Below are 26,415 nucleotides of genomic sequence, written 5' to 3'. Positions count from 1 at the left end.
CTTATTTATTTAATTATATCATGCATATAAAGCTAAATAGATAAAAATAGACCCTACATAACTGTAGAGTCTAGATTATAAATCAAGTATTATTTAGCGCTTTTACGCTTTTTAAATATGCTATTAAAGTCAATTCCCTCATAAGTTAACTTGACTCCAGCTGACAATGTAATTGGTAAGATAAATACCAAGATTAACAAACCAACATCAACAGTTAAAGCAACTTCGATCAAGGTTGGAATACCTGATGGGATCAAGGCTGCAAAAGTACCACCCAAGATAATTGCAGCTGATACAACAACAGTACCGATAATAGCACATGCCTTCAAGATTCTTGAACTTGGAGTTGTGTAGCCCTCAGTCTCAAGTTCACGATAACGAGTCATGAGGAAGATACTGTAGTCAACACCTAAGGCAATCAACATGATAAAGCTGAAGAATGGTGTGTTCCATGAAAGCATGCTTCTGCCAAGAACTGCCTTAACAATCCATTGGTTGATTGAAAGTGAGCAAAGGTATGCGATAAGCAAAGTACCAAGAATGTAAATTGGTTGAAGAAGTGAGTGAGTTACAAACATTAAGGCAATGCCGATACCGATTAACATGATTGCGGCAGTTCTAAGGAAGTCGCCACTAGCAACTGTCTTAGTATCCTTAATCTTTGAACTTTGACCACCCATAGCAACAGTAGCATTCTTAAGAGCAGTACCTTGGAAAGTCTTCTTAGCCATTGCGCTCAATTCTTGTGATTCGTTAGTAGCTTCAGTTGCACTTGGGTTTGAGTTGAAGACAACGATAATTTGAGCTGACTTCTTGTCAGGGCTGAGGTATACATCCATTGACTTCTTGAACATTTCATTCTTCAAGAATTCCTTTGGAATGTAGAAGGTATCTGCTGCAGCGGATGAGCCTAAGCCCTTCAAGTAAGTTTCACCTTGACCTAAACCACTGTTTACAGTGTCAATACCAGTAGTAAGTTCTGGAACCTTAGCAGCTAACTTGCCAGCACCAATGCTGAGTTGGCCGGCACCACTGTTAAGTTGACCGATACCTGAGATAAGAGCTGGAGCTTGGCTTGCTAATTGACCAACACCTGAGTTAAGTTGACCTGCACCATTAGCAAGAGTACCAAGACCAGTGTTAAGAGTACCTGCACCGTTGGCAAGAGTACCTAAGCCTGATTGAAGTTGACCTGCACCACTGTTAAGTTGGCCAACTCCAGCGTTAAGACGACCTGCACCACTTGCAAGACTGCCAAGACCAGTACTCAAGCGACCTGCACCACTGTTAAGAGCAGCAGCACCTGAGTTAAGCTTGTTTGCACCGGCAACACCTGCACTAGCAGCTGATTGAACTTGACTTAAGCCTGAGCTTAATTGGTTCAAAGCAGTTGCGGCACCTGGAAGTGCTTGGTTTGAAGCTTGAGCTAAAGTATTCACTTGAGTCTTCAAACTTTGAAGTTGGGTCATCAAATCACTTTGTTGCATTGCAGCCATCGAGCCTTGCAAACCTTGAGCTGCTTGAGTTGCATTTTGCATAGCTGACTTTAACTTATCAGTATTAGCACCAGCTTGAGCCTTTTGAACAACTGATTGTACCGCTTGGGTTGCAGCTGCAGTTGCTGCTTGCTGAGCAGCTTGCTTTTGATCACTTGGAACGTCTTTCACAGCTGATTGAACTGCAGCACTAATTGCTAATTGAACATCTGCTTGACTTACAGATGAACCGACACTACCAGCAGCACTTTGCAACTCCTTCAAGCTGCTTTCTAATTGAGCAGCTTGTTTTTGTACAGCAGCTAAACCACTAGTTGCAGATGAAACGTCAACAGAATTGCCTAAAGCAGCATTCAATTGTTGAATACCGCTGTTAATTTGTGGCAAAGCAGTTTGCAATGCAGCAAGTTGTTGCTTGTTTGATCCACTCAATTGGTTAGAAAGTTGTGTACTCAATTGTTGCAATTGGTTAGCCATTTGTTGGGTACCATTTTGCAAGGTCTTGGTACCAGCTTGTAAACTGTTAGCACCATTTTGCAACTTGTTAGCACCGCTTTGTAAGCTGCTTGCACCACTTTGAAGTGCGTGAGTACCACTAGCCAAACGACCTGCACCAGTTTCAAGACGAGTAGCACCACTAACTAATTGATTTGAACCGTTTTGTAAACGAACGGCACCACTCTGTAATTGTTGAGCACCGTTTTGCAAACGACTAGTACCACCAACTAATTGTTGTGCACCACTTTGAAGACGACTAGTACCATCTTGAAGTTGATCTGCACCATCCTTCAAGCTGTTGGCACCATTAGCCACCTTGTTAGAACCTTTACTTAATTTACCCAAACCAGAACGAGCTTGATCAACACCGTCGTTAACAGTGTTCAATTGATTGTTTACATAAAGCATATCAATTGGTTCACCATATGGTTGAGTTACAGATGTCGCAAATGAAACATCTTTTGAGTTTTGAAGTTGCTTGGTCAATTGATCAATTAACTTCAAGTTTTCTTCATTATCTAAACGATGCTTACTCTTAATGTACAAGTATGATGGTTCAGCCATACCTTCTGAGAAGTGTTTTTGAACTACCAATAAACCTTGCTTAGATGGAACTGAATCCGCAATTTCATCAGTATCATCGTAATTCAAGTGTCCTGAGTACATTAACATGAATGGAACTACAACTACAGCCAATACAATTAAGTAAATAATTGGATGCTTTAATGTTGAAGCAGAAATTCCATGCCAAAGTTTATCATCGCTTTCACCAGTGAATTTCTTAACTGGCCAGAACATTTTCTTACCAAGAACTGCCATGAAGAATGGGTTGAGTGTTAAAAGCACTACCAAAAGTACTGCAACACCAACCGCTACACCTACGGCTGATTGGTAAACTGAGAACTTAGCTAAACTTAATGCGGTAAATCCGATTAAAATTGATGAACCAGAATACAGGATAGTCTTACCAGCTTTGAAAAGCGCATCATGTAAGGCTTTGTACTTGTCCATCCCTTTCCCTAGATTCTCCTTAAATTTATCATACAGCAAGATGTTGTAGTCGGTACCAATACCAAAGAGGACGATAACCATGAACACTTGTGTAAAGTTTGAGAATGGGAAATTAGCATGTTCAACTAAGTTTGTAACGATTGAGAAGGAAGTAAGGAATGATACCCCAACTGTCAATAATGAAATTAGCGGAACAATTGGTGACTTAAAGACAATTACCAAAACAATGAAAATAAATACAACGGTAATAGCTTCAGTCTTCTTAATTCCTTGCTGGATTGAAGCAGAGAAGTCATGTTGCAAAATATCAGCACCAGTTACATAAGTGCGAAGACCTTGCGTCTTGGCATCCCTGTTCATTTGATTGTAAACTTCCTCAATCGTGCCATGACTCTTAGCGATATTAAACTGCGCTACCCAAGTCGTGTCATCTTTTGATTGAAGCTTCTTTCTCGTAGCAATATTGGAATCTGGAAGAAGTGAATCCTTAATTCCATACTTGTACTTATCATTCGTAAACTTGTCAAGCGTATTGTTGATGGCCGCTTTATCAGCCTCCGTTAGCTTGCCGTGTTTCTTGTTAAAAACAAGTGCTACTTCATAGGTGTTCTTCTTTTTTGCACCCCAATTGTTTTTGATAGATTGTGCCACATTGCTTTGTACATTGCTTGGAAGTGTAATGTCCGAGTGGGCATTAGTCAGTTCCTTGATATTAGGCAAAGCAAAAATGGAGATTATCAATATCAAAACCCATGCAATTAAAGAAAAAACATGGTTTTTCAGAAATTTCTGCACTTTCCTATTTCCTTCCTATTTGTAATTCAGGTACTGGTTCTACAAGTCGCAGAATCATCTCATGATAATTACGATTAGATTCATCCTTTGTTTCATCAACAAATGAAGAAGAATTATCCAAAAAAACGTAACCCAATACAGCGCCAATTAAAGCATGGAACGAAATGGCACTTTCTTTTCTAAAATTAAGCCTCTCGCCCAATTTGATCAGATCCAAAATCTCTTGGCTAATTGCCGCATCCTTGGGATATTCATTCAAGTGATACAAAATGCTTGATAAAGCCTGGTCACTCAATAAAAAATCCCGCACCGTATCAGCAAACTTAAGCAATGCATCCCTGCCAGACAAGCCAATCAAGTCATCCATTAATTGATGCCGCAAAATTTTAATCTCCCTTGCACCAACTAAAGATAATAATTGCTTGCGACCAGATACATAATGATATAGCGACTGCGAGCGCACATTTAATGCCTTTGCCAAAGCTGGTAAAGTTGTAGCACTCAACCCCTTTTCACTAATCAACTTAGTTGCTTGATCAATTATTTTATCCAAATCAAGATTTCTCTTTTGTGCCATAACGTCCCTCCTTTTCCTAGCATACTAGATAATATATCACTACAATTTGAAGATTACAATCTACAATGTGTAAATAAATGCTTTTTCTAATAAAAAAATAATGAAGCCCTTTTCAAGCTTCATTATCTTTATTTCTTATTTATGTTTTTTATCAAACCAGGTGTTAACATTCTTTTCTAACTTATTAAAATTCTTATTGTTGCTGCTCCAAACAGCTATACAGTAATTTCCTCTGCCTTGAACAATTGCCGTAGCAAAATCATTATCACCTGTAGCATAGACACCACCAGTGATGCCTTTAACCATCTTGATTCGCTCTTTTGACTTAGCTAAAGCACTCAAGACCCTGCTGGCATATTGTCGATTCAAGACCCGTCCTTGATAAAGACCAATCATGGTTTTAGCTAAATCATTAGCAGTAGTTTTACCATAATTATCGCCATCAAAGTTCTTGGCAATAGTAGTCTGATCAGCTCCCATTCTTTTAGCAACTGATTCAATATTTTTAATGCCAATTTTTCTTATCAAAGCATTGGAAGCCGTCTTATTATTCTTCAACATAGCTTCACGCAAGTAGGCAAGGCCATAAGCCATATTAACTTGGAACATGCCATCGCCCTTAGCTTTATCTGCCTTTTTAATTTTAACAGCAGTTTTAGATCCCATCTTACCCTTTTGCTCTTGTTCATAAAGTGCAATCAACAAGAACAATTTCATGACATCTTTAGCGTCATGGGCTTTGGCAGTATTAGATACAACGGCATAGCGACTAGAATTATTCAAATCTTGCACGGCAACTTGATAACTATCATCAAGTCCCATCACATTCTTAATCAACTTAACCAGTTGTTTATTACTACCGCTTTTAGCCTTAATATGATTCGAGTATTCAATCGAATTAACTTTAGGTTCTTTAACCTTTTTTACTTTTGGCTCTTTAGTTTTCTTTTTGCTTTTCTTAACTTTGCTAGTTGTCGGTCCCACGATCTTCAATTGTGCATTTTCAACTCGTCGCATGTTGCTCGTATACAAGATGAATGCCAACAGAGTAGAAATAATCGAACCTACCAATATTTTATGTTTCATAAGATTTCCTCTTTAAAAGAAGTGATGCTTTTTCATCAAAACGACCAGCCAAACCATTAAGACGACCATCAAGACAATAATTAAAATCCAGTCAAACGAATTCTTTAAAATAGGTAAACTAACATTCATTCCGTAGAACCCTGTCAAAATAGTTGGAATCGTTAATACCAGTGACCAGACCGTCAAAAATTTCATGGTATCGTTCAAGTTATTGTTCATCATGTTATTTGAGGTAGCCGACAGCGTCTTGGTGACTTGTTGTGAAATCTGAACCATTTCTGCGGACTGGCTTGACTCAATGAGAACGTCATCAAGTCTTTCACGCGCATCCTTAGTAAAGTCTAATTTGCTATGGTCCAAACTGTGAAGCATCATCAGATCTGTTTGAATTGAACTGGATAAATAAACTAAACTTTTTTCAATATTAGATAATTCAACCAGATCTTTATTATTAATATCATCAGATAATTTCTGATCCAGACTATTACGCTCAACATCCAATTGAGTCACAGCACGCTGGAAATATTGTGATGAATAAAGGAAGAAGAGCATTAACAGCTCTGTTACATCTTTAGCCTCCGAAAGCCGTTCACGCATGTGTTCATCATTGAATTCATCAAAAACATAGCTAGTTGATTCCGTATGGAAAGTAAAGACATTTTCACCAACAACTAAGAAAGTGATTGGGTGTGAAGTGAAATGTTTAATTGTATTAGTTGGCCAAATAGGTACATCATAAACTAACAGGTGACTATGCGTATGCACATCATAGTCATAGTGAGGACGTTCGTGACGGTCGGAAATATAAGAAATAATATCCGGGGTAAAATTGAAGTCTCTTTGCAATTTCTCACTATCTTCTTCACTTAAGTTGTTGATGTCGTACCACTTATATTTTGTTGGTACGGGAAAATTTTGTTGTCTAATCAACCAGCTCACCTCTACTTTTTATTCGCTTCTTAAATGTTAACATTTTTTCTAAGCACATAGGAACTGCAAACTTATTATTTCCATCAAAAAAAGCAGACCCAGCACGGTCTGCTTTAAAAAATTATTTGCTATTTAGTTTTATTGCTTCCAAGCAGCATCAAACTTTTGCTTACCAGCGTTAATTTGGCTGTTAACATTTTGACCCTTTTGTGCTGCGGACAAAATGTTTTGCATAATGCTGTTCAATTGTTGGTATGCAGCGTTTGAGTTCTTTGAAACAGGAACACTATACAAGTGCTTCATTGAGTCTTCAAGTTTAGCAGGAAGCTTGGTGCTCTTGTTGTTCTTGTATTCGCTTGAAGTTACAACGCTTTCGTTAACTGGAATGTAACCAGTAGCATTAGCCCACTTAAGTTGACTTGACTTAGATACCAAGAACTTAATGTACTTAAATGCGGCTGCCTTTTGATCAGCAGTTGCGTGGTTGAACATGTAAATGTCAGTACCCTGTTGCATAGTGTACTTGCCAGGACGAGGAGCAACGTCGTAAGTGAACTTGTTGCCTACACCTTGCTTAACGAAACCTTCACCTGCTGAAGTACCGATGAACATAGCAACCTTTTCGTTAGCAAATGGACCTGAAAGGTAGTGTTCTGAACCAGCTACTCTGAAGTAACCCTTCTTGATACCATCTGCGTAGTAGTTAATAACTTTCTTTGAAGCAGCACCACTGAAGTTAACCTTGTCTGAGAAGTTAACGCCTTCGTTCTTCAAGCCAAGAGTGTAGTAGTTTGAAAGTGAGTCAAAACCAGCACCTACAACCTTGTGGTTACTCTTCTTGTAAATAGTTTCTGACACTTGCTTAAGTTCGTCCATAGTGGTTGGAACTTTCTTAATGCCATACTTCTTGAACATGTCAGCGTTGTAAGTCAAGGTTTCGATTGACTTGTTAAACGGAATACCATATTGGGTACCCTTGATCTTAGCACCATCAAGAAGTTCGGTTCTAATACCGGATGCCTTAGCACTACCCCAACCAACATTCTTGTTGTTGATGTATGGAGTCATGTTTACAAGCATCTTGTTTTGTGCAGCATTCCAAAGCCAGCCTGGATATGCTTGGGTGATAGTTGGCAAGTTATTTGGTGATTGCAAAGTTGAGTTAATCTTAGCTTGCAAATCATTGTAATCACCTTGGTTTTCCAACTTAACATTAATCTTTGGGTTCTTCTTTTCGAATTCGTTAGTCAATTGCTTCAAAGTAGAACCTTGTACACCAGGCATAGCGTTCCAAAATACAACTGTAGTCTTCTTAGTAATCTTTGATGGGATCTTTTCTGATGAACTTGATGAAGAGTTGCTACCGCCATTTGAACAAGCGGCAGTTCCTACTAAGGCTAAAGCAGCAACGGCAGCCATAGCAAGTTTCTTACTAAACTTCATTTGGATAAATCCTCCTAAAAAATAAAACTAAACAACAATAATCTTTAATTTTACTAAAGCGTGACTGTTTGACCACGTTTAGGTAAAATACGTTCTCCAAATGGATTCTCTTCCAGCTCCGGATGCAATGTGTGCACCGGTACCAAAATAGCTGGCTGAATCCCACCAATTATTTCTTTGAGTTCTTTTTCATCGGCGTGGCCTGAGCAACGCAATGCAATGAACTCAATTTTATTTTTAGCGAATTGCTCTACAAATGGCTTGTAGGCAGGGTCAAAGTCACCCAATGGCTCGGCATTTGAGTGGATGTAAAGGCCGCCCACTTGAAGCTTATCATAATCGCTTACAGCTTGCCACAAGTATTTATGATTATCCGCCAAAAGCTCGTCATAGCTGACTTCAAGCTCTGGATTCAAATCAGAATACTTCTTGTCTTCTGGCAAGTAGTAATATGGATAATCTTCGTTAAGACTGTCCTTAATCAAATGCGCACGCTTAGCATGCAAAACCACCTTACGTGGAGAATCAGAAACAATTCTAAGCAAACGCTCCACGTTAGTTGGGTAAGTGTTAAAGGTGATTTGGCGATCAGGGTGGGCGTTTTGCAAGCGCACGATTTTTTCAGTTAACTCCACTTCGTTCTTAGGACCAGTGAATTCTTCGCTGCTTTCATCGTGCTTTTCTTCTGGCCAAGAAACGCCAGTACCCTCAATGATCAACATATCGCTAGCTTTGGCCGCTTGCATGAAGGCACGAACCCAATCTGGGTGGTAGCCATGCAAACGAATATCACCAGTGTAGGCGATTTGCTTGTCCGGTGTCTTAACTAGTAAGCCAGTTGCACCGTAAGCATCGTGGTCACTAGGATATATTTCCAAGGTAATATCTCCCACCTTGATCGGCTTCTTATACTCAGCCGCAATGATTGGACGAGTGTAGTTCTTCTCGTGTCCAGCGGCTGGTAAAAGAAAGTCGCCATTTTCATTCAAAGCAGGAAGTAAATGAGCAGTAATTGGACCTGCATAAAGTGAAATTTCAGGTGCAAGCAAGTTTAGGGCCTTGCTGTGGTCCAAGTGTAAGTGTGAAATGTAAGCTGCAGAGTGTTCCCAGCGTTCAGTATCGATTGGCTTGCCCGTAATTTTTGGATCGTAAAAATTAGGCACATCCCCAATCAACTGATTTTTAATCAAAGTTTGGTAACTTTCATCTGGCAGCTTTAACTCAGGACGATATACTTCGCCTAAGTCAAACAGAACGTGTGACTTGTTATAAGCCACTTCGATCATTGGTCCACCAATTGTGGTTAAACCGTTATAAAAGGTAACGGTTGTTTTATCCTTTAAGGTCATTACGTACTACTCCTCGAATAATTTGCTTTCTAAAGATGAAGTATAAGATCAAGATTGGCAAAACGGTTAATGTAGCAGCTGCTAATTGCAATTGCGTTTCACTACCTGCATCTGAAGCAAATGAAGTTAAACCGTTGTTCAACAGTCTCATGCTGTCTTCATTGGTTACCAATAATGGCCATAGGAATGAATTCCAACCTGAAATGAAGCTTAAAAGCGCTACAGTAAACAAACCACCTTTAGACATTGGTACCAAAATTCTCCAGATGTATTCCCAGTCGCTAGCCCCGTCAATCATCGCAGCCTTGTAGATGGTTTGTGAAATTGAGCCGAAGTAGCTTTGTAAGTAGTACATGTAGAAAATTGAAGTCAAGAATGGTAATACCAAACCGATGTAGGTGTTAAGTAAGCCCATTCTGGCAATGGTGTTGTAGTTAGTGAAGATGATTGCTTCACCTGGCACCATCAAGAGTGACAAAAGAACGACCTGTACAACGCCCTTACCCTTGAACTTCAAGTTAACCATGGCAAAAGCACCAAGAAGTGCGTTAAACAAACTTACGATAGTCGTTACACTAGCCGTAATAAAGGTGTTTAAAAAGTAACGAGCAAATGGTGCTTGGGCAAAGACCTTAGCATAGTTTGACCATTCAAAGTGCTTAGGAATTAATGTTGGCGGAATCGTTGTCGTTTCTCTAAAACTCATTAGTCCGCCCAAAATCATGTAAACAAATGGAAAGACAGTAATAATCGCAAAGATTGCTAAAACGATGTAAGCAACTAAAGCACCCCAACGAATCTTCTTCATTTTTTACCGTCCCCCAATCTTTTTCATCATCTTACGTTGTAAGAAGGTTACGAACATAATGATGAGGAATAAAATTACCGTTGCGGCCATCGCTACACCTGGCGTACCTACAATTTGGAATTTGTTATAAATGTAGAACACTGCCGTTGTAGCTGAGTTTCCGACACCTGCTTGTCCGTTGAACAATGCATATACGGAAGTATAAATCTTGAATGCCGCAATAATGTTCATCGTCAATAAGAAGGCGATCGTTGGTACAAGTTGTGGCATAGTAATACGCCAGAACCTTTCGGTACCGGTTGCGCCGTACATATCGGCAATAGTGTAGTAGTTTGGATCAATGTTACGAAGAGCACCCATCAAGATAACGATGTTAAAGGCAAGTGATGTCCAAACACCAAAGATAATGATGGTTGTCAGTGACATTGATGGATCATCAATCCAGTTAGGAGCTGGCAAATGAAGTGCTCTTAACAGGAAGTTAAGCATCCCGTATTCACCATTAAAGATGTAACGGAACACGATACCAATCGCAATGGTTGAAGTAACGTAAGGCATAAAGAAAGTCGTTTCAAAGAATGACTTGTGCTTTACCTTACTGAAAATAAACCATGCGAGCATGATTGAAATAGCTAATGCTACAGGCACCGAAATTAGCGCATAAAGAATAGTGTTTCTAATTGCGCGCCAAAATTCGGGATCACTAAAGATGTATTGATAGTTGCTAAAGCCAGTCCAGTTCAAATTGATTAATGGACCGCTTTGGAAACTCATTACAAATGCCCGTAAAATTGGGTAAATACTAAAGAAAGTAACAAAAATGATTGTTGGCGCTAAAAAAAGCCAAGCCTTCTTTTGATTGCTCCTCATTAGTAGACACGCTCTCCTTCCTTAGTAAAGAGGAATACGCGATCAAGGCGCATCTTTAAGTTAACGTTGTCTCCCCTCTTAATTTGGGTTTCAAGGTCAACAAGTGAACGAGCTTGAACGCCATCATGAGTAAATTTCAAAATACGTTCACGGCCGATCAATTCAACGTCGTCGATCTTAGCTGAAACATGGCCAGTTTTGGCTGGCAAAATATTTTCAGGGCGAACAGATAATGTGTATTCGCCATCAGTCAAGTCACGCTTGAAGCGACTTTTATCTAAATCATCTACATTAATTTCAAAGTCTGAGCCGGTAATCTTGCCGTCTTTTACATTAACCTTGAAGTTATCGATTACTGGGTTACCAACGAAGTTAGCAACGAAGTAGTTATTTGGTTCAAGGTAGAAGTTTTGACCCATATCGTCTTGTTGGATCACACCATTGTTGAAGAGGATGATTTTATCACCAATGGATAAGGCTTCTTCTTGGTCGTGGGTAACAAATAAAGTAGTGATGCCCACTTTCTTAACCAAGTTACGGATTTCTTCACGAATCTTCAAACGAAGACGTGCATCAAGGTTACTCAATGGTTCGTCCATGAGCAAAATCTTAGGTTGTTGCACCAAGGCACGAGCAATTGCGACACGCTGTTGTTGACCACCTGACAAGTTACCTGGCTTTTGGTTGGCAAGTTCAGTGATTTGCGTGGTTTCCATGTACTTTTCTGCAATCTCCTTAGCCTTGTCTTTAGGCATCTTTTGCTTGCCCACAGTTAAAGGAAACATAACATTTTGAAGGACTGTCATGTGTGGGTATAAAGCGTAGTTCTGGAAAACGTAGCCGATTTGACGATCTTTAGGTGCTACGTTTACGACAGACTTGCTATCAAAGAGAATATCGCCGCTGGTTGGGTTAAGTAAACCAGCAAGCATGTTCAAAATGGTTGTCTTACCACAACCTGAAGGGCCAAGCAAACAAACAAGGTCGCCTTTCTTAACTGAGAAGCTAACGTCCTTGATTGCTTCGTGACCATTGTCGTAAACCTTTTTAAGGTTCTTTACTTCAACAAATTTATCATCATTCATAAGTTTCACACACCACTATATATTGATTTAAGTTTATAAATTTCTCTATTAATTCTAAGCTAAAAGGGCAAAAAGCACAAATGATTCAGTTAAAAAATTCGTGGTTTCTCAGTGTTGATGAAATAAATTTCTCTCAGTATTCGGATTTTGTTCGTATTCAAGCCTTCGCGTTATAATATTTTATTTTTTTGTTCGCGTTTTCTAAATGTTGTGGTACGCACCAAAAAAGGTCATGGTTGAACATGACCTATTTTTTATAAATTATCTCCGCGTTCGAATTGATATTTAGAGCTGTTTAATGCTTGTCTTACCAAATCACTCATTAACTTCTTAGTCTTCTTGGTAATCACACCAGCAGTCTCATCATTGGCATTAGTCAAGTACTTGATCAATTCTGTATCTTCAAGATCTTTAGCTTTTTCATCAATAGCGTCAACACGGCTAATAGCATAACTTTGGCAATCGTCACGGTAAGCATTTACTTCATAAATGTATTGGTGGTAACGTGGTTCGACAATTACTTGCAAAGTCTTGTAGAGCCAGTAAGCACTGCTATCAGGATCTACCATGTGTTCAGCCACCTTATAGTTAAGTGGTGTATCTTCAATATTAGTATAGAAAGGAACATATGGTGAATATGCATAAAAGCCCATGTTAATCCATTGAATTGCGGCCATTTTAGCAGGAACATCGTTTCTGATTTGCAAAATGCTTGATTCTTGGTTTCTATCTAAGGCAATAGAACGGAACATCTTTTGTTCTTTTTCTGTGCCAGATGAGAAGGTATCCATTGGATCATATGGGGTGCCGTTGTAGTGACTAGTCAAAAATCTTTGTACATCTTCAACGCCAATCTTCTTTTCAGGTACACGAGTAAATGGCATTTCTTGGCTAGTTGGATCTTGTTCAATGCTTGGATTAAACAACTTTTGACCATACCAGGTTCTTGGGGTGTTGTAGAAAGCATCAGCTTCATCCTTAGTGCCAAAAATATCTCTAAATGAGAAACTGCCATCAGTACTATTATTCAAATGATTCTTTTCAACGAATTCTTGAATACCTTCTGAATACATAAAGTTGTCTGGATCATCAAAATCAACGTGTTGAATCACCATAATGTTAGGACAAATTGCGTAAGAATCATCTGGCACACGAGCAGCTACCCATTGGTGACCTGCACCAGTTTCAAGGTACCAAACTTCTTTATTATCTGAAAAAGCAATTCCGTTAGTTTCACCAGTACCATATTTTTCAATTAAACGGCCTAAGCGTAATACCCCTTCACGCGCAGTCTTAACAAATGGCAAGGTGATATAAACCATTGAATCTTCATTAATACCATCTTCAACGAGTGGGTCATGGCCTAAGCAACGTGCATTAGTTGCTTCAGTTTCGGTAGCTGACATGGCAACGTTATATTCGTTAATACCTTGTTCATCCCAACGACCTTCTGAACCGTCTGCAGTTGGAGCAGCAGTCCACTTGCAGCCATCACCTTCAAGATGCATCTTAAAGCCGTTGTATTTTGAAACGTAGTCTTCATCATAGTGGCGTGCTTTGTTGACAACAAAAAGCTTTTCATTGATGCCGCCGTAACCATCTTCGTCACGAGCAATCATAGTTGAGCCATCAATTGAAGCATCTTTACCAACAAGCATCGCGGTACAGTTATCTTTTTTCATGCATGTACTTCCTTTTTTAATCTATATTCAAATTTTGCTATTCATTAACCTGAATTTGTTGATTAACTTTAGCCCTGCCATTATTATAGTTGAATTCATAGCCAGGTTGCACGTTATAAAGATAAACATTGAAATTTAATGAGCCATCAGTAGAAACAGCTTGTAGATTTACCCCTCGTGCCATTAGTTCATTGCCCCTAAAAATTGCGGTTGCCTGGTAAATTACCCGCTTATTTTGACGTAATGCTTTACGCACCTTTGCTTCAAAAATTGTCTGAATTTTTTGATTAGAAAAAGCAGACTGAGTAAACAAATTCTTAGGGTTATTCTGATCACCTGACTGATTACGCGGACTGTAATTACCATCTTGATCAATACCAGCTGAAACAGAATAAGCAATTAAGTGGCCGCGATTATAAATTTGTGTGCCATTTCTACGATTATAGTGCCAGCCAGTGGGCTCTACAAATTGCCGTACTCTCAAACTATCATTAGCCACATTGCGCTTTTCTAAAAATGCAGTGTTAGGACGAGAGGTCCGGTTAAGTGAATCAAGATTAGAATAAATTACACGATTAACCTTCCATGAATTTTTCACTAAAGTTGAGCGGTTGTGATTCACTACAGTAAAAGCTTTATCTCCGCTCTTAAAATTCAAATTAGCTAACTTTTTATAATCAACATCAGACAATCCGCCATAAGCCTTATTCGCTTTAGAAGCATCCCCAATCGTGTTGGTTACATGCTGTTCATCATGATTACCGGTAAAATCTTTCAAAAATTGACTACCACTTGGATCGCCGCCAGCTTTAGTAAAAAGTCCCCATGCGATTGCTATCAGAACAATAACTGATGACAGAACTGTCCCCTGTTTTTTACGTTTTCTTCTTGCCATAAAAATCCTCCATTTATTAAGAAATAATACTAATTCAAACATCAGTTTGCAATAGAACAAAAGAAAAAAGCCATCTTTTTTCAAGATAGCTTTTAACTACGAGCCCAATCATCAAGCATTGATAAAAAGAAACTCTCTGATAAACGCTTAATCTTAGCCCCATCTTTAATCAATAAACGCGCTCTATTCAAGTCATCATTATCTTTTCTAAAGAAATCATGATCACCCATAATCAAATAATTCGTAGTATTTTCTACATTTTGATCAAGTTGACCACCCATATTGTTAATCATTTTTTCCGCATCGTGCTGATACATGTGTAAATTACCAGATAAAACAATATTTTTATCTTGAACAGGATTACGGAACCCAAGTTGGTAACAATCAACTTCATCCCCAGTTAAATCGACATTCTTAATTTTGCCAATTGCCTGCTCTAATAAATCCTCCGTAAAATGCTGATTAAAGTCGTTATACACCTTAATTGTATCAAGAGAATCTGCCAAGCCGTGGTGCTGTTCTACTTGAGCAATTCCCGCACGCTGCATGCAGTCAATCAAACGATTATGCTGGCGCGGATAATATACTCTTGCTAGGCGAAGCACATCGACATAATCATTATTTAAAACTGGCAAGTTGTACTTTTGACTAAGATCATATAAGAAGTTCAAGTCAAAGTTAACATTATAACCAATAATGATGTCATCACTGATAAACTCACGAAATTCCTTAATTGCCTGTTCTGCAGGAATTCCTTCATTAACTAACTGTTCTTCAGTAATTCCGTTTAATTTAGTAATAAAAGCAGGAACTTTATTATTTTTAGAGAATTTTACTAAATTAGTGTATTGATCAACAATTTGACCATTTCTCACTTTTACCCCACCCAGTTCGGTAATCCGATCACGGAAAGGACTAAGACCAGTTGTTTCAATATCAAGCATTGTGTAATTAGACAAAAAGTCTGGTTTTTCTTGTCCCTTTTGCCGGAGTTTATCTTGTGCACCATCTACATGCAAAACCCCGTTTTTTACGTAAATACTCATCGTTCACCCTATTTAGTTAAATTCATCAACATATCACGCGAGCTAGTTGCAAAGCCTGCTGATCTCTTCTTCAAATCATCTGGCATGTCTTCATCAGCCAAATCAGCTGCTACATACTTCCAATTTGGAAATTGTTCTACCAATTTAACCATTGGATCAAGAAGCTGTGGACTAGTCTCATCGACGCCAAGCTCTAAAACTACAACTTTCTTGTCTTCATTACCAGTTAAAAACCAACGAAAACGAGTATTAGCATCTGTATCAGGGAAGAAGTTAGCATTAAGCGGCATGTGCAACTCCATTGGACTGTTGCAATCTTCACATTTTGGCACTTCACCTTCACCCACTAAAAATTTTTTGACTACTTCACGATCATCTTTTTGTCCATGGTTAATACCACTAGAACATTGCATTCTGGTCCAATCGCCAAAGACATTGAAAATGTGATTCTCATTAAAACCAGCATTTTCAAAAAAGTGAGCAAAAGTACTAGTTGCAATAAAGTATTCCTTATCTTGCAAAAGTTTCTTTAAAGCTTGCATCGTTTCACCAGGTTCGTATTGAAGAGAATATTCATTCACCAATTCACTCCAAAAACCCCATTGTTCACTCCAAGATTCGAATTTCTTATCAAGGGCATCCCCAATTGTATGCACATCGTATTTGTCGGCAATTTTGCCAAACTGGTCATCGAAGTTTTCTTCACTTAAGATGTCCAATCCTTCTTCTTTAGCCATGCCATTACCTGCAGTAACGATCACTGCATCCGCATCTTTAATCCATTCTTTTACCTTAGTAAAATCTGCCATCTTTATCTCTTTTCTTATTTAGAATAACCGGTCAAACGTAATTGTCCATCGATGTATTCACCTAAGAACACATCATTGATTCCATTATAACCTGCAGCTTGTACTTCTTGCTCAAGCCATGCTTTTCATCCTGATTTTCTTATTCTTCAACTTTTTTGTTTAATTCTACCATAATAAAAAAGCAGCGTTTTTTGCGCTGCTTTTTAAATCTTATTATTTAGAAATTTCCTTAAGCCCAGCATGACGACGTCCCATGTTAAACCAAGGTGAAACGGTAAATGCTAAGACATCGTTTGCTACATAAATTAATGAGTTAATAGCCATAGCCAAGTTAGCATCGCCTTCAGCATAAGTAATGCCCCAAAGAATCAATTGGAACACGCCACTAGCGGTCCACCAGAAGTATTGGTTGTTATAACGCATGAAGCACATAATTCCGGCAGTAAGTGAGATAGCGAAACTAATTGCATCAACCCAAGGACGAGGATCATTAGTAAACTTACCAATTAAGTAACCAGAAACCACATAAACAAGCAAGGTACCAACGATGGCGATTAACCATTCTTTTGAGCCAAATTTTCTCAAATGGTTCTTAGTATCATTATTCCATGACTTTACTGACAAAATAACTGGTAAGTCCAAAGTTGCAATATAAGCAATTTGTTCAAAGATGGAAAGATAATTCTTAGCTGACCAACCTGCATAAATAAAGCAAGCTGCTGATACTAATCCTAACCATCCATTAATTGCCTTAGTAGCATTAATTGCCAATACACAAAGCGTACCTAATAAAGTACCAATAAAAGTAATTAAAGTTACGCTGGTAACCTTAGCTTGAATAAGTAATGCTAATTGAAAACCAAAAGCAAAAAACCATAAACAATAATTTTGTATTGGCCATCCCTTTAATTGATTAAATAGCCAAACGAAATAATTCTCGTGTTCTCTTTCCATCTACACAAACTCCTTTAAATTTAGGTTCACAAAACACAACATTTTGTGCCTTATCCGCTTTTTCCTAATAAAAGCATCGATATATATCGTAATCGAATTAAGCATTTTATACAATCTTGAATCTTACAAAATATTGTGCTAATAGCACTTAAAAATGTCTATATGTTGTGTTTATGAGAAAAATTATTAGTTTTGATTTTCATCTATATAAAATCAAATTTGAATACTTAAGAATATATAAAGGTACTCAAAAAGTACTATTCTGGAGTGACACACCATCATATAATATAAGTGTAAATTAGTGACATATTGTCATACTATCCAGATGATGGTAAAAAAATGTTTAAATCAACAAAATCACAATTTGCAATTAGAAAATTAAGTAAGGGCGCTGTTGCGGTTTTATTGACTTTCGGTATTTTCGCTAACACTACTTCTGGTATCGTGTCAGCTACAGTAAATGATGGTATCGATATAAGCGCTATCGAAATCAGAGGGGGTACAACAGATACTACTGAATCTTCAGTAGAAGATATTACTCCTGAATCCACTACTGAAGTTTCAACTTCAAATGATGATCAATCAACTCCAGTAAATTCAGAAATTACTCAAAATACAGAAACTATTTCTGAAAATACTCAAGTTGAAACTGCCACTGAAATCAACAAAGCTGAAAATACAGCTAAAGAAGAATCAACGGTAGAAAATGCAACTACTAATGATGCAACCGTCACCGAAGATCAAACCACTACTGATAAAACTGAAACTTCTTCTCCAGAAAATACAAATCAAACTGAAACAACTACTAAGAAGCCAACAATTAACGTTGATACTGAAAAAGTAGACAGAGAGGATGAAGAAGAAACAAAAAAATTAGAAGATATTAAAAAATATATCGAGGAAGTAGCTGCAAAACACCCATTGGGAATTGCCGGTATCTTCCACATCTTTGGTAATGAAGTAGATGGTCAAGTGCACATTGCTGGTAATATTGCCGCAGATAAAGTTGGCGCTGGCGATTTTGGCACTAACTCAGGTGCTACCAGCAACTTAACTAATGGTGATATTCACTACATCGGTAGCATTGACCACCTCAATAAAATTAATGGTGACAACAAGTTAGTTATCTTCGGCCCAGACATTGAATACCGTTCATACGAAAATGGTGGCGCTATTCAAGTTAACTTTGGTACTAAGGATGAACCTAAATGGCAAAAAGTTGACATTAAGCACAGCCACATTATTCAAGCTGACAAGCCTTTAGACATTCAAGGTGAGTTAGACAAATTAGGTGAAAAGTCAGACAACTGGGCAGGCCAAAGCCAAACTGAGGGTGTTAAGGCTGACTTCACTGACCACAATAACAGTTGGATCGATGTTTCCGAAGCAATCAAAAATGCCGGTGATAGAAAAGAACCTATTTACGTAACAGTTGATGCTAGTCACATCTCAGGTGATAACAAGCGCAATATCACTATCAAGGGTATCCCTGCTGGTGAAAATGCTCCAATCATCATTTTGAATGTTACTAATGTTCAAAACGGAGACTTGACTGTAAATACACATCTGGTTTTAGAATACTCAGACCAAAACAATGTAAATGGTTCTAGTGAAAAGCATGGTCAAGCTAACAAGTTATTGTGGAACTTTGGTACCAACCTTAACTCATTGAACATTGATGGTGACTACCACTTAGGCAGCATTCTAGCTTCAAACGCACACATTACTACAAATGTAAACGTGGATGGTAACATCATCGGAGACAAGGTTACTATCAAAGGTGAAAGTCACCGTTGGGACTTAGTTCCACCAATGGAGGAAATTCAGATTCCTGAAGAGCCTAAGCCGGAAGACCCAACTCCGGAAGACCCAACTCCGGAAGACCCAACTCCGGAAGACCCAACTTCGGAAGAGCCTAAGCCGGAAGACCCAACTCCGGAAGACCCAACTCCGGAAGAGCCTAAACCCGAAGAGCCAACTACACCTCCTACTGATGAAGAACTTCCTCCTAGTGAAGAAGACTTCATCCGCCCACTTCTTGAAGATGTAGTAGACCCTATCGGAGAGGAAGAAGAACCTAAAGAAGAGGAAAAACAAGATGAAGAAGACTTCATTCGTCCGCTTCCTGAAGATGTAGTAGACCCTATCGGAGAGGAAGAAGAACCTAAAGAAGAGGAAAAACAAGATGAAGAAGACTTCATTCGTCCGCTTCCTGAAGATGTAGTAGACCCTATCGGAGAGGAAGAAGAACCTAAAGAAGAGGAAAAACAAGATGAAGAAGACTTCATTCGTCCGCTTCCTGAAGATGTAGTAGACCCTATCGGAGAGGAAGAAGAACCTAAAGAAGAGGAAAAACAAGATGAAGAAGACTTCATTCGTCCGTTTCCTGAAAATGTAGTTAAGTCTACAACTAACAAGGTTCAAGAACAACAAAAAGAAGAAAAGGCAACTCCTCAAACAAGCACCAGTACAGTCGTTGAAACATCAACTGAAAAAGAGATCGCTTTGCCAGAAACTGGCGAAAAGCAGAACCCACTTATCTCTATCGGTGCTGTGATGAGCGCAGTTGCAGTGGCTCTTCTCTCACTTGGCCTTATTATCAAAAAGAAGAACTAATTACGAAAACTACTCATCTAAGAGTCGTTTTTTAATTATTTCTGAATAGTGACATTGTGTCATTTATAAATCAAAAAAATAGTTGATACGATTAATATAATTAATTTAAGAAGCGAGGCTGAATATATTGAAATCAAACATAACAAGTATTCCCAAAAAAGTAGTTAAACGTACTACTTCATTATTTAGTTCCCCGTCTCTACCTACCAAAAAAATTACGATTAATTATTACGATGCCGAAGGCAATAAAGTTGACTCTCATTCTCTTAATCCAGTCAAGGATAACCGGGTTATCACCAAGGATGCCTTAAGAATCTTAATTGATTTGCATATTCCTCAATATTATAAAATCATGCCATACTTTGCTTATCCAGAAGAAGACATTACTCTAAATAATATTCCTGACGAAATCATGATCGCAGTAAAACCTAGCTGCTTTTCTTTCTAAAATTAATGTTGTGAAGCACCTGAAGTAGTGTCAGGCTTTTCTTCAACCTTTTCTTCTTTAGCCGCCTTAGCCTTAGTAGAAGCACCACTGACTGCATCTGGATCAGAATTTCTACGATAAGTTGCACCAGTTGTTGCGTCATCATCAACTACCAATTTTTGACCAGTAGTTTCACAGAAGTACTTAACTAATGGATACAAATCTTGTACCCATTCATAAATACCAGCATAGTTGCCGTTATCATCTTCCACACGCTTATAGTAGTGCAAAACCAACTGCTTTAAGTTACCGGTTGGCACGGGCATATAAACATCATCGTGACCATCTTGCTTTTCACGCAATGCATGAACAACCTTCTTAGCATTAGGAATAACGTCACGTACATCTGGGTGAACTGCACCCATGTTATCCCCAACTTGATCAGGAGTACGCTTAGCTTTCATCTTTGCATTTGGATCGACTGGACGGTTGTACCACAAGAATTGATTATTATCGTCAACAAAGGTCATTTCACCAATCGTATTACGAAGCATCCAATTCAATTGATTTACTGTCAAAAGACCTGAATCAAGCTTAACATAGTCATCACCTTCTGCAGCGTGAACCTTCTTAGCAGCCTTGTCTAACCAGTCAGGATCATTTTTATCGATACCTTCAACTGTATACCTAGACTTTCCTTTTGCTTCAAAGTCTTCTCTTAAATATTCATCAGAATTCATATTGTGTAACCATTTGGGCTCAGCCATAATTTCATCCCCCTAAAAGAATTATCATTGTTACTTTGATTATATAGTGGAAGTGGTTACATTTCAATAAAAGATATCATTTATAGGAATATTATTTGTGTGAATATCATATATTAAATTATATAAATATTTACATAAAAATAAGGGATTAACACCCCTTACATCTTAGTTTCAACTGTATGCTTATCCAAATGAATAATTACATCAAACATAGCCTTTTCTTCTGGTGATATCTTGTGAGCCACCTCAAGTACAGCTACCTTAGGATTTTTAAGCAAGGTCTTGTGAATATCAAGGGACAGCTTAGGATCAAGCGCACTCGTTGCTTCATCAGCCAGTAAGATTGGTCTGCCAGAAAGCAGCGCACGTGCAATTTCTACTCTTTGAATTTGACCACCTGAAAGTTCACTACCGTTTTCACCGACTTGTTTGTCTAAGCCTTGTTCTTTCACCAGTTCATCAAGTCCTGCTTCATTAATTACTTGCTTCAATTGCTCATCACTAACTTGTCTTCCCAATGTGATGTTAAAGCGAAGTGTATCATCAAACATAAACGGCTTTTGATTGACATAAGAATAATAGTTATGGGCTGCATCCCAATTACCCGTTACGTTCTTATTATTAAGCAAAATCTTACCACCTTGCGGCTTCTTTAATCCAAGAAGCAATCGCAACAAGGTCGTTTTACCCCAACCACTTGGGGCCATGAGCAAGACCTTTTCACCAGGCTTAATCTGCAAGCTTACACCGTCAAAAATACGCTTATGATCGCTATTAGTAACATAAGATAAATCCGCAACTTTCATGCCTTCAAAATGACTGATCTTTTGCTTATCATCTTTCATCACGTGCTGCAAAGCCGTTTGCGTCTTTTCCCACATCGGCACTGTTGATTTAACCTGATTAAATTCATTAAACAGCGTTACGACTGGCGTTATAAAGTTCATCGCCAAGTCGACCATCATAACCAAGGTACCAACCTTTAAGTTGCCTTGCATCATCAATATTCCACCAACAGTACATGGAATAATAAAACAGAAAAGTTCCGCAGCTGAATAAATCAACTCCAGTGCCCATGCCTGCGTCAAAGTCATATTTCTTAACGCATTTTCCATTTGTTGGGCAGCGTTTGCGGCACGCGTTACAATATTTGTTCGCACGTTATAAAGCTTAGTAGCTTGCGCACCATTCAATGAATCAGATACGTGCTGTGTATAATTGGCATTAGTTTTAGCCCAGATCTTGGATTTTTTAGTAATAATTGGACTGGTAATCATTTGCACTAACGCTGGTGCAATTGTCGCTACTAAAAATACTAAAGTCATTTGCCAAGAACTATAAAATGCAAAACTAATCGCACCAAAAAATGATAGTCCTTGAAAAATCATATCTAATTGAGCAGTAACACGATTAGTTTCAATTTGCTTCAAATCGTTGGTCATCAGTGACAAGCCACTCTTAATATCTGGATCCCCCTGATCAACCAGATAGCGCAGGTTAGCTCTCTTCAAAGTCATGTTGACATCACGAATGATTCCCATTTTAACTGTTTCATAAACAAAGTTGCTGGCCATGAAGCACATTTGTCCTAGAGCAGTCAATAAAGCTAGTCTAATCAAATGCATGTAATCATGTGAACCAGATGAAGCCACATTCAACATGATTTGGATCATGTAAGCTACAAAGACGATGTTGCAGGCTTTAATTGCAGCCAAAATGGTAAAGCTAATTATTTGGCTTTTTTTAGCATATTTAAGACTCATAAACTCTCCTTTTTTATATACTTGAACCATTATACCCGCATACTTGTCTTTTTCTCAATCTGATACGATAATTAATGTAATACATTCTATTTTTAATAAAGACTGAAAGGAAATTCTATGAAAACTGGTACTAAAATTATTACTTTAGACAACGGTTATCACTTATGGACCAACACTCAAGGCGAAGGTGATATTCATTTATTAGCTCTTCACGGCGGTCCTGGCGGCAACCACGAATACTGGGAAGACACTGCTGAACAATTGAAGAAGCAAGGTCTTAACGTTCAAGTTACCATGTACGATCAATTGGGTTCTCTTTATTCAGATCAACCTGATTACTCTGATCCTGAAATTGCTAAAAAATATTTGACTTACGAATACTTCTTAGACGAAGTTGATGAAGTGCGTGAAAAGCTTGGCCTCGATAACTTTTATTTAATTGGTCAAAGCTGGGGTGGACTTCTTGTTCAAGAATACGCAGTTAAATATGGTCAACATTTAAAGGGTGCCATCATTTCATCCATGGTTGACGAAATTGATGAATACGTTGCTTCAGTTAATAGAAGAAGACAAGAAGTTCTTCCACAGACTGAAATCGACTTTATGCATGAATGCGAAAAGAACAATGACTACGACAACCAACGTTACCAAGATGATGTCCAAATCTTGAACATTAACTTCGTTGACCGTAAGCAACCTTCTAAGCTTTACCACTTGAAGGATATCGGCGGTAGTGCTGTTTACCACGCATTCCAAGGTGATAACGAATTTGTCATCACTGGTAAGTTGAAGGACTGGCACTTCAGAGATCAATTGAAGAACATCAAGGTTCCTACTTTGCTTACCTTTGGTGAAAATGAAACTATGCCAATTTCTACTGCTAAGATTATGCAAAAGGAAATTCCTAACTCACGCTTGGTTACTACTCCAGATGGTGGTCACCACCACATGGTTGATAACCCAGACGTATACTACAAGCACTTAGCTGACTTCATTCGTGAAGTTGAAAACGGCACTTTTAAAGGTGAATAAAGATTGAAAAGAAGTCCAATTTGGGCTTCTTTTTTCTCCCTAATATGCTAGAATTAGAACAATTTAACATATTTAAGGGGATGACAATATGAGGAAACTGATTGATTTACACCTTCACCTAGATGGTTCCGTACCATTCACCACTATCAAAGAGTTAATGACCATCCATGGCCTGCCTACTATTGATGATCAAATTCTGCGGCAAAAACTATCGGTGGGTCCTGACTGCCGTGATTTAAATGAATTTCTGGAGAAATTTGCTTTTCCCGTTCATTTAATGCAAACGGCAGCTGATCTGCAACTGATTGTATTTAGTTTGCTAAAAAAAATAAAGAAACAGGGACTGGTTTACGTCGAGATTCGTTTTGCGCCCCAGCTTCATACTGAGCAAGGTCTGACTCAAGAGGAAGTAGTGCGCGCAGCGATTAGCGGCTTAAACCAGTTTTTTAATTGGCAAAAAATGCATTCCTCTAGTCAGCCTGAGCTACATGCTAATCTGCTGCTGTGCCTGATGCGACTACCTCATAATTATGACCAGAACCTAGAAACGATCACTGTAGCTAAGCATTTTCTGGACCGTGGCGTCAGTGGCTTAGATCTAGCTGGAGCCGAAACGCCCGCCTTTGCCATCAGCAATCATACTTCTTTGTTTAATCTTGCTAGTCAAAACAGCATTCCTTTCACCATTCATGCAGGCGAAGCGATGGGCCCAGAGTCGATTTACCAAACGTTAGATTTAGGAGCCAGGCGCATCGGCCACGGCATCCGCTGCATTGAAGATACGCAGCTAGTAGCAGAGCTCATCCAAAACAAGATCACGTTAGAATGTTGCGCTACCTCAAATTTGAATACTAAAGTATTTGATCAAATTGACCACTACCCTGTTAAAAAGTTGCTCAATCAGGGCGTTAACGTCACGCTCAATTCTGATGACATGACCGTTTCTAACATCGACTTGCCCCATGAATACCAACTGTTAGAAGAAAAGACGGGGTTAACTCGAGCCGACGAAAAACAACTCTATTTAAACGCGGTTACTGCCGCCTTTTGCTCAAATGCGGAGAAAAAGCGATTATTTTCTTTAATCTAAATGTGCTAAAATCAAACTAATTTTTAAATTAACTATGATGGAGAAAAATTATGAAAGCAGTAGTTCCAACAGGAAAAATTTATTTAGGTTCACCATTTTACAGCGATGCTCAAAGAGAAAGAGCAGCCAAGGCAAAAGAGTTGTTAGCAAAGAATCCAAGCATCGCGCATGTCTTCTTCCCCTTTGATGATGGTTTCACCGATCCGGACGAAAAGAATCCTGAAATCGGCGGTATCAGAAGCATGGTTTGGCGGGATGCGACTTACCAAAATGATTTAACTGGTATTTCAAATGCCACTTGCGGCGTATTTTTATATGATATGGATCAATTGGATGATGGTTCTGCCTTTGAGATTGGCTTCATGCGTGCCATGCACAAGCCGGTAATCTTGGTGCCATTTACTGAGCATCCTGAAAAAGAGAAGAAAATGAATCTGATGATCGCTCAAGGCGTAACCACGATCATCGATGGCAATACTGAATTTGAAAAACTTGCTGAATATAACTTCAACGAATGTCCTTCTAATCCAGTTCGCGGCTACGGCATTATCTAATATCAATAAGCAATCCCTTAATTTCATTAAGAAATACATAAGTCAGTGACAATATGTCATTTTTATCTATACTTATTTCTCGTAAGCGTGTATAATTAATATCATGATATAGAAAATGATATTGATGTAAATGTGTCAGGAGAAATGTGTATGAATAAATTAACTAAACTCACCGCTGGTGCTGCCTTAATTGGCGCTTTAGCTGTTGGTACTGTTGCATGTAGCAACAATGATCACAGTGAATCAACCCAATCTTCTAAGGTTGAAAAGTCAAAGAAGAATACTAATAAGGCAGTTAAGCAAAACGAAACCAAGCTTAAGAGAACTAAAATTGATCTCAGTCAAAGCGAAGCTTTAAACAAATTCAATGAAAAATACCCTAACAAGAAAATTAAGAGTATTGATTTGAAGCAAGAAAACGGTACCTACGTTTATGAAATCGACGGTTTTGACAAGACTAATGAATATACTGCAACAATTAACGCCGATACTGGCAAGTTGTTACATTCACATTCTGAAAAGCTTGACTTAGACGATCGTCACCAAAAAGCGCTTGATCTTGATAGCGTAATCAGCCGTGATGAAGCAACTAAGATTGCGGAAAAACATGCTGACGGCGTAAGTAAAGAATGGAATCTTGAACTCGATGAAGACGATGGCAAGGCTTACTGGGATGTTGAAGTAAGCGATGGCACTAAGTCAACTGAAGTTAAGATTAATGCCACTAGCAAAGACGTTGTGAGAACTGATCGCGATCATGGCGATGATAATGACTAAAAGTGTCTGGGAAAAAACTAATTCTCAGACAGGAAAAAAGAACGATGATTTCCTA

At 38.5% G+C, this 26,415-nt stretch carries 22 protein-coding genes; 6 read left to right on the top strand and 16 right to left on the bottom strand.

Annotation, left to right across the window (positions count from 1 at the left end):
* Nucleotides 1-89: 89 nt before the first annotated feature.
* The 14 genes from CP355_RS05905 to pnuC form a co-directional block, all read right to left on the bottom strand.
* Nucleotides 90-3,800 carry an MMPL family transporter gene (locus tag CP355_RS05905; RefSeq protein ID WP_098044095.1) on the bottom strand — a complete coding sequence of 1,237 codons (3,711 nt, stop codon included), beginning with the start codon at nucleotides 3,798-3,800 and terminating at the stop codon, nucleotides 90-92.
* Between the two features lie 4 nt (nucleotides 3,801-3,804).
* Nucleotides 3,805-4,377, bottom strand: a complete 573-nt coding sequence (locus CP355_RS05900) for a TetR/AcrR family transcriptional regulator (protein WP_098036662.1) — start codon at nucleotides 4,375-4,377, stop codon at nucleotides 3,805-3,807.
* Nucleotides 4,378-4,512: 135 nt separating this feature from the next.
* Nucleotides 4,513-5,463 carry a serine hydrolase gene (locus CP355_RS05895; RefSeq protein ID WP_098044094.1) on the bottom strand — a complete coding sequence of 317 codons (951 nt, stop codon included), beginning with the start codon at nucleotides 5,461-5,463 and terminating at the stop codon, nucleotides 4,513-4,515.
* A gap of 12 nt (nucleotides 5,464-5,475) precedes the next feature.
* Nucleotides 5,476-6,393: a magnesium transporter CorA family protein gene (locus tag CP355_RS05890; protein WP_056945472.1), complete on the bottom strand. Its 918-nt coding sequence runs from the start codon at nucleotides 6,391-6,393 to the stop codon at nucleotides 5,476-5,478.
* A 138-nt stretch (nucleotides 6,394-6,531) separates the two neighbouring features.
* On the bottom strand, nucleotides 6,532-7,836 hold the full coding sequence (locus CP355_RS05885) for an extracellular solute-binding protein (protein ID WP_087235742.1): 1,305 nt from the start codon (nucleotides 7,834-7,836) through the stop codon (nucleotides 6,532-6,534).
* A 53-nt stretch (nucleotides 7,837-7,889) separates the two neighbouring features.
* Nucleotides 7,890-9,185, bottom strand: a complete 1,296-nt coding sequence (locus tag CP355_RS05880) for an MBL fold metallo-hydrolase (RefSeq protein ID WP_087235743.1) — start codon at nucleotides 9,183-9,185, stop codon at nucleotides 7,890-7,892.
* Entirely contained in the window at nucleotides 9,169-9,993 is an 825-nt protein-coding gene (locus CP355_RS05875; protein WP_013438528.1) for a carbohydrate ABC transporter permease, read from the bottom strand. Before CP355_RS05875 ends, CP355_RS05880 begins: the two co-directional genes overlap by 17 nt.
* A 3-nt stretch (nucleotides 9,994-9,996) precedes the next feature.
* Nucleotides 9,997-10,863 carry a carbohydrate ABC transporter permease gene (locus CP355_RS05870; protein WP_025006297.1) on the bottom strand — a complete coding sequence of 289 codons (867 nt, stop codon included), beginning with the start codon at nucleotides 10,861-10,863 and terminating at the stop codon, nucleotides 9,997-9,999.
* Nucleotides 10,863-11,948: an ABC transporter ATP-binding protein gene (locus CP355_RS05865; RefSeq protein ID WP_098044093.1), complete on the bottom strand. Its 1,086-nt coding sequence runs from the start codon at nucleotides 11,946-11,948 to the stop codon at nucleotides 10,863-10,865. Before CP355_RS05865 ends, CP355_RS05870 begins: the two co-directional genes overlap by 1 nt.
* A 254-nt stretch (nucleotides 11,949-12,202) precedes the next feature.
* Nucleotides 12,203-13,630 carry a C69 family dipeptidase gene (locus CP355_RS05860; RefSeq protein WP_098044092.1) on the bottom strand — a complete coding sequence of 476 codons (1,428 nt, stop codon included), beginning with the start codon at nucleotides 13,628-13,630 and terminating at the stop codon, nucleotides 12,203-12,205.
* Nucleotides 13,631-13,667: 37 nt separating this feature from the next.
* Nucleotides 13,668-14,525, bottom strand: a complete 858-nt coding sequence (locus tag CP355_RS05855) for a DNA/RNA non-specific endonuclease (RefSeq protein WP_087235746.1) — start codon at nucleotides 14,523-14,525, stop codon at nucleotides 13,668-13,670.
* Between the two features lie 92 nt (nucleotides 14,526-14,617).
* Nucleotides 14,618-15,571, bottom strand: coding sequence for an exonuclease domain-containing protein (locus CP355_RS05850; protein ID WP_025006294.1), 954 nt, complete (start codon nucleotides 15,569-15,571; stop codon nucleotides 14,618-14,620).
* Between the two features lie 8 nt (nucleotides 15,572-15,579).
* Nucleotides 15,580-16,380: a Sir2 family NAD-dependent protein deacetylase gene (locus tag CP355_RS05845; protein ID WP_098044091.1), complete on the bottom strand. Its 801-nt coding sequence runs from the start codon at nucleotides 16,378-16,380 to the stop codon at nucleotides 15,580-15,582.
* A gap of 213 nt (nucleotides 16,381-16,593) precedes the next feature.
* A complete protein-coding gene (gene pnuC / locus CP355_RS05835) occupies nucleotides 16,594-17,334 on the bottom strand; it encodes a nicotinamide riboside transporter PnuC (protein ID WP_025006479.1) in 741 nt (246 codons plus the stop codon).
* 339 nt (nucleotides 17,335-17,673) lie between these two features.
* Between pnuC and CP355_RS05830 the strand changes: the two genes are divergently transcribed.
* The gene (locus CP355_RS05830; protein ID WP_098044090.1) at nucleotides 17,674-19,950 is read left to right on the top strand and encodes an LPXTG cell wall anchor domain-containing protein; all 2,277 of its coding nucleotides are present in this window, start codon (nucleotides 17,674-17,676) and stop codon (nucleotides 19,948-19,950) included.
* Nucleotides 19,951-20,077: 127 nt separating this feature from the next.
* A complete protein-coding gene (locus CP355_RS05825; RefSeq protein ID WP_098044089.1) occupies nucleotides 20,078-20,398 on the top strand; it encodes a hypothetical protein in 321 nt (106 codons plus the stop codon).
* Nucleotides 20,399-20,400: 2 nt separating this feature from the next.
* On the opposite strand, the gene CP355_RS05820 is transcribed toward CP355_RS05825, so the two are convergent.
* Nucleotides 20,401-21,144: a PAS domain-containing protein gene (locus CP355_RS05820; RefSeq protein WP_025005999.1), complete on the bottom strand. Its 744-nt coding sequence runs from the start codon at nucleotides 21,142-21,144 to the stop codon at nucleotides 20,401-20,403.
* A 158-nt stretch (nucleotides 21,145-21,302) separates the two neighbouring features.
* A complete protein-coding gene (locus tag CP355_RS05815) occupies nucleotides 21,303-22,907 on the bottom strand; it encodes an ABC transporter ATP-binding protein (RefSeq protein ID WP_098044088.1) in 1,605 nt (534 codons plus the stop codon).
* A gap of 117 nt (nucleotides 22,908-23,024) precedes the next feature.
* Here CP355_RS05815 and CP355_RS05810 point away from each other — a divergent pair, with 117 nt between their 5' ends.
* The 4 genes from CP355_RS05810 to CP355_RS05795 all read left to right on the top strand — a co-directional run bounded on the left by CP355_RS05810 (nucleotide 23,025) and on the right by CP355_RS05795 (nucleotide 26,360).
* Nucleotides 23,025-23,939, top strand: coding sequence for a prolyl aminopeptidase (locus CP355_RS05810; RefSeq protein ID WP_003627833.1), 915 nt, complete (start codon nucleotides 23,025-23,027; stop codon nucleotides 23,937-23,939).
* A gap of 88 nt (nucleotides 23,940-24,027) precedes the next feature.
* Nucleotides 24,028-25,029, top strand: coding sequence for an adenosine deaminase (gene add, locus CP355_RS05805; protein ID WP_098044087.1), 1,002 nt, complete (start codon nucleotides 24,028-24,030; stop codon nucleotides 25,027-25,029).
* A gap of 50 nt (nucleotides 25,030-25,079) precedes the next feature.
* The gene (locus tag CP355_RS05800; RefSeq protein WP_025006001.1) at nucleotides 25,080-25,583 is read left to right on the top strand and encodes a nucleoside 2-deoxyribosyltransferase; all 504 of its coding nucleotides are present in this window, start codon (nucleotides 25,080-25,082) and stop codon (nucleotides 25,581-25,583) included.
* Nucleotides 25,584-25,733: 150 nt separating this feature from the next.
* Nucleotides 25,734-26,360, top strand: coding sequence for a PepSY domain-containing protein (locus CP355_RS05795; protein WP_098044086.1), 627 nt, complete (start codon nucleotides 25,734-25,736; stop codon nucleotides 26,358-26,360).
* Nucleotides 26,361-26,415: the final 55 nt, after the last annotated feature.

The organism is Lactobacillus sp. UMNPBX4, from assembly GCF_002554115.1.
GTDB classification, from domain to species: Bacteria; Bacillota; Bacilli; order Lactobacillales; family Lactobacillaceae; genus Lactobacillus; species Lactobacillus gallinarum.
Note: the sequence above shows the minus strand (reverse complement) of the source record. Positions and strands in the feature narration are given on the sequence as shown.